The sequence below is a fragment of the Armatimonas sp. genome (assembly GCF_964826245.1).
Window position 1 is genome coordinate 1 of record NZ_CBAYMC010000277.1, and the last position, 5,083, is coordinate 5,083.

6 protein-coding genes are annotated in these 5,083 nt (G+C 57.0%); 4 read left to right on the forward strand and 2 right to left on the reverse strand.

Features of this window, described 5'->3' with window-relative positions:
* A partial coding sequence (locus AC1XOS_RS19520) for a BsuPI-related putative proteinase inhibitor (protein WP_481963888.1) occupies positions 1 to 191 on the forward strand: 191 nt, incomplete at its 5' end.
* Here AC1XOS_RS19520 and aroQ read toward each other — a convergent pair.
* Positions 192 to 659, reverse strand: a complete 468-nt coding sequence (gene aroQ / locus AC1XOS_RS19525; RefSeq protein WP_481963889.1) for a type II 3-dehydroquinate dehydratase — start codon at positions 657 to 659, stop codon at positions 192 to 194.
* A gap of 12 nt (positions 660 to 671) precedes the next feature.
* Entirely contained in the window at positions 672 to 884 is a 213-nt protein-coding gene (locus AC1XOS_RS19530) for a hypothetical protein (RefSeq protein WP_481963890.1), read from the reverse strand.
* A gap of 118 nt (positions 885 to 1,002) precedes the next feature.
* Between AC1XOS_RS19530 and AC1XOS_RS19535 the strand changes: the two genes are divergently transcribed.
* From AC1XOS_RS19535 to AC1XOS_RS19545, 3 genes are all read left to right on the forward strand, one after another.
* Complete coding sequence (locus AC1XOS_RS19535) at positions 1,003 to 1,914, forward strand: type II secretion system protein (RefSeq protein ID WP_481963891.1); 912 nt, start codon at positions 1,003 to 1,005, stop codon at positions 1,912 to 1,914.
* Positions 1,915 to 2,020: 106 nt separating this feature from the next.
* Positions 2,021 to 4,093 (forward strand): hypothetical protein, encoded by a 2,073-nt coding sequence (locus AC1XOS_RS19540; protein ID WP_481963892.1) that lies wholly within the window; start codon positions 2,021 to 2,023, stop codon positions 4,091 to 4,093.
* 23 nt (positions 4,094 to 4,116) lie between these two features.
* On the forward strand, positions 4,117 to 5,083 hold a 967-nt coding region (locus AC1XOS_RS19545), incomplete at its 3' end, for a prepilin-type N-terminal cleavage/methylation domain-containing protein (protein WP_481963893.1).

Sequence of the window (5,083 nt, forward strand, 5' to 3'; positions counted from 1 at the left end):
GGCAGCTCTCTCGGACAAACTTCTACACGATGGCCTTTACCAAGCTGACACTGGCTCCTGGTGAGCGGAAAGTCGTCACCGCCGCCTGGGCCGTCGGAAACACGCCGCCGGGTACCTATGACCTGGTGGGCTACCTCCCGACAACTGGCAGCAAGAGCGCCGAAGCCATCGGCACGATCACGGTTCTTTAGTTACTCCCGGCCTTGTTGGACGAGGGCGCGGGCCGCTTGGAGCGCTAAAAGATACGACATCGCGCCAAACCCGACGATCTGCCCGACAGTTGCAGGGGAGACGACCGAGGTGCGCCGGAACTCGTCGCGGGCGTGGACATTGGAGAGATGCACTTCAATGGCGGGAAGGCGCACCGCCTTGAGAGCATCCGCGATGGCGTAGGAGTAGTGGGTGTAGGCTCCCGGATTGATCACGATGGCATCTGCCCAGTCCGCCGCTTCGTGGATGGCGTCAATGAGGACGCCTTCATGGTTGCTCTGGAGCATTTTTAGCTCGATGCCAAGCTCTTTGGCATACTCCTTAATGCGCTTGCAAAGCTCGTCAAATGTCATGGTGCCATAGACATCGGGCTCACGCTGGCCGAGTAGGTTGAGGTTGGGGCCATTGAGCAAGAGAACGTGGAGACTGCCAGTGGGAGTGAGCTGCATCGTGAGAGATTCCTATTTTTGTTTGTCTTGCGCATTATTTTGCGCGGCAGGAGCGGGGGCTTTGAGGTCATCAGGGCGCAGATCGGGGAAGCCTTCGGTGAAGGGGAAGTGATGTTTCCCTGAGCTGCAGTGCAGTCCTTCCCCATTTTCCTTGAGTATCAGAGGTGCGGGAGGGACGCATTGCGGACAATGTAGCCACTCGATAAAGGAACTTGGAGGGATCATGGCTAAATTGTACCCGATGGGAACAAGTGCTCTGGTTGCGTCGTCAACGTACTCAGGAGTATAATGCCCGGAAGTGGGTCCTAGGTGGGTCTGCTTGTGAGTACTAAGAGGATAAGCTATGACATCCAAACTGCTGGTTCGCAAGGTTCGTGCGGGGTTTACCCTGATAGAGCTGCTCGTCGTGATCGCGATTATCGCGATTCTCGCCGCTATTTTATTTCCCGTCGCGGGAACCGTCCAAGAGAGTGCTCGGCGTGGCGCGACAATGTCGAACCTCCAGAAGATTCACCAGGCGATCTCGGCCTACGAGCTGGACAACCGCGAGTACCCCGAGTTTCTCTTTGGTCCTGCAATCTGTAAGGCCAATGGCCTGCCCGATGGTAGCTGCGCCCCCGCGAACTTCTACACCATGAAGGAAACCGCCGCGCTGGTCACTGGGCGTTACCGCTCCACCGACCCTGAGTACTTGGCCTCGCGCAACGCTCGCCGGATCTTTAGCAAGTCTCTCTATCCCGAGTATATTCGCGATCTCGATACGTACAAGAGTGGTAATAACGTGACGCGCACGCCGGACAACCAAGTGGGGCTTGCGGCAAGATACAGCCTTCTGAATGGAGCGAGCTACTTGCCGCGCACGGCGGCCTCTAACCCCGCTTTTGCGCCTCAGTCTATTCCGTTCTATGCCTACGACTCGTTTGATGCCAGCCCTGCGATTACGGACATCATCTCTGGTGCGATCAATAACAACGCTCTTGTTGCGCGCTACTCACGGCTGTGGACAGGGATTGTGGACAATGCGACACTGGATGCTCTGTCCCCGGCAAATGCTCAGATCTACCAGCGCCAGCTCTTCTGGGCGCGTCCGCCTGCGGAGACGGTGGTGACCATGACGACCCACCACGTGCCAAAAGGCAAGATTCTCGTGCTGTTCCAGAGTGGTACGGCCAAGGTGCTCGATGTTCGCAAGCTAGGACAGGTGCCCTCGGCAGCCCCTGCGGGTGACTATCAGTTCTGGCAGCTCAGTAACTAACACAGGAGGGTGGGGAACATTCCCTGCCCCCTTGCGGTCGTAGAGGAGCCTGACGCAGCTTGCGGCAGGCTCTCCCACTCCGAGAGAGAGTAGACAAAGCGCAGCGATGAAAATAAGAGACGCGGTAGAGAAAACAGTCAAGCTGAACCTGAGGGCCACCTCGCTGGTTGAGGTTCTTGTGGTTCTGGTGATCCTCCTGATCGGGGTGTTCGCCATTATCCAGGTCTTCCCTCTGGGCTTTACCCTCCTGCGCAACAGCGAGAGTCGTATAAATAGCACTCGGCTTGCGCACGGGCTGATGGAGAAGGTGCAAAGTGACTCCGCGAATCTTCCCAATGCCGTGACCTACTCGTACTTTAGCTGGAATGGGAGCCGGTTTGTCCGCCAGTTTGTGATGGACCAAGATCCGGATGATCTCTCCACCGACCCGTCCAATCCCTACTACAACGACCTGAACAAGTTCCGTTTAGTGGTGGGTGAGCCAGTCAAGATTGGCCTTCCTACCCCGACTGCAAGTGGGAACTCCGGTTCGGCCTACATGGCAAAGCTAGGGCCGATCTACATGGACGAACTTGTGGGTAATCCCAACGCGGCTCCTACCACTCAGGTTGACCGTGACTACTTCAATCTCTTTCTGGCGGTCAATAGTGCACCGCTCAATGTCTCTAATGGAAACTACCGGGTTGATCCCAATTTCTACCGAACACGGCTCTCGGGGCCGCAGAACTGCTTGGTGGATGAGAACGAAGATGAGAACGGTGGAGCCTGGATCCTCTTCTATCCCGCCGCTACAGACCGTGTCTTTACCGTGCGCTTTACCCGCCTGAAAAACGACCACGACGATACGACCAACGATCAGGCCTACGCGGTCACGGATAAGGTCTACGTTCCCGCAAACTTCTACGGCTGGAAGCAGCTCTGCGATCCTGCTGACACGGACTACGCCCCGACCGACGATAAGACGTTCAATCCTGACGATGCGATCCTGCCAGGGAGTGAGGTCGTGACCCGTGAGTTTACGCGTCTGGCGGCAGGTGCCAGCTGGACTGCGGACAATCCTGCGACGCCCACTATAGATGAGAGCGACCCTTATGAGTACAAGCTCATCTCGCCGAACCTAACGCGGGCAAGTGGTGCGACTGCTGACAAGCCGTATGCCAACCCTGGCATTCTTCTCTTTAACCCACAAGGCGCACGCTTTGGCAATGGCAAAGACCCATTCAAGGCCTACATTGACTACGCCGTTCTGGACTGGCACATTATTCATGATGACCGCGATGTTCCGATTGTGGCGGCGGGCTCCGATGGTGAAGTGCCGGTGCGCACGACCCTGACGCGGCTCAAATCGCTGGACTACGTCAACCCGGATAACACATTCTACGAGGGAATCTTCCCCCCAGGCGACACGGATATCAATGCCAACACCGACATCATGATCATCCGGCTTGACACGGGAGGGATTCTCAATAGTGGCCAGAGCGGTCGCCCTGGTGACTATGGCCTGCTCAAGGCAGGAACCGCAGGGCAAGCGGCACTCGACTACTGGGTCAACTCCGATCCTAAAACGGGCTCGTATGCCAATGGCGTGCTCTATATCAATAGCAACACTGTCGCCCCGGGAACCCCGATCCGTATTCTCTACAAGGCACAAGGAGACTGGGGAGTTGCCTTGACCAAGGCGATCTCTACCTACCGTGAAACCAGTGCTGGGTGGGTAGGCACGTGGGCCAATGTCAGCCTAGATCCTCTTGACCCCACCGAAGATCGGTTCGTAGATACCTCAATGCCGGATAAGTTCTGGCGCGATACAACAGCAGGTGGCATTGCGAGCCTCTACTTTGCACGCACGGAACTCAATAAGTCCATGGTAGTCACCTTGATGGCCCGGTCTAGCGCCTCGGCACCTTGGCGGCGCATGCAGCCAAAACAGCTCACCATTGATACTCCCAATCAGGTCACCGTGGGGGGCAATAACAATGTGAACGTTGCGTATGTGGACGTGACCAAGTACCTAAGGCAGTTGGGCTGGGATGGGGCTGGCGATAACTGGCGCGTCGTGGGCGATATCAAGGGCGCAACCGCCAAGAGCCGTGTGATCTGGAAAGATAGCCTGGAGCGAAAATCCCCGTGGCGTATCCAAGACCTGGATACCTACCTGACCCAGTCTATTCTGAAGTAGAGAGAGTGCGAAAGATAAAACCGATGCAGCAAAGTATAGCAAGGATCATTCGGGGGCAGCGGGGCTTCACCATGACGGAGCTCCTGGTGGTGATCGCCATTACCTCGATTCTGCTGGGGCTCCTCTTTATCCCCATTACCCAGGGCTTCAACCTGACCCGTAAGGCTCAGAACCAGGTTCAGGCCCAGACCCAGGCGCGCAACGGTATCCAGCAGATGTCGCGGGAGATCTCTCAGGCGTCTTTGGTGCTCGACAATAGCAGTGCTGCCTTGAACTACCCTCTCAAGTTCTCGGTCAACACCGACATGACTCCCACGGGCAATGGACAGCCCACGACGGTGCATACCTGGGTCAATGGAACCAATGTCTTTCCGGCGCGGGTTCTCTACTCCAAGCTCGATCTGGTGATCTCCGGCAAGCTTCCCAACGCTGGCACGAAAGATCCGACCACGGGCGATGTGATTGGGGGCTCGCAGCTTCGCTTCCCGCTTGCTTTGGGAACGCGGATGGTGCGCTACTTTATCGGGCTAAAGGACAACACGCGGCCCTACTCCAATATCTACCAGAGCCGTGTCCATAGCGCCCCGACCAATAGCATCAATGGGCCGACCGAGTTTCCGTTTCAGGGCGATGCGAACCTCAATCCCTTTGTGCTCTACCGCGCGGAGTTCGATCCCAACGACCCGAAGCTCTTTAATGCGGCAAACTACGGTAGCTCGCTGGAGGATCAGGGGGGCTTTAACGACCCCAACTTCTTCTACAACTATAATTTGGCGTCTAACGGTGCGAGCTATGCGGCCAACTGGAAAGCGATCTCGTCTGCGGTGGTGGATGGCCCCAACCAAGACGTGATTACCTGGGTCAAGGACGATGCCAATGATCTCGTGCTTACCACCCCGTTTCGTCCGCTGGCCTCGTTCTCCCCGAGCAGTGTGACGGGGGATACCGCCACGCCTGCCTTCCTGAGCGCGACCGCGTCGGAGTCGCCCA

Coding starts and splice junctions, on each gene's coding strand:
- AC1XOS_RS19540 (WP_481963892.1), top strand. CDS start 2,021: ATGAAAATAAGAGACGCGGTAGAGAAAACAGTCAAGCTGAACCTGAGG.
- aroQ (WP_481963889.1), bottom strand. CDS start 659: ATGCAGCTCACTCCCACTGGCAGTCTCCACGTTCTCTTGCTCAATGGC.
- AC1XOS_RS19530 (WP_481963890.1), bottom strand. CDS start 884: ATGATCCCTCCAAGTTCCTTTATCGAGTGGCTACATTGTCCGCAATGC.
- AC1XOS_RS19535 (WP_481963891.1), top strand. CDS start 1,003: ATGACATCCAAACTGCTGGTTCGCAAGGTTCGTGCGGGGTTTACCCTG.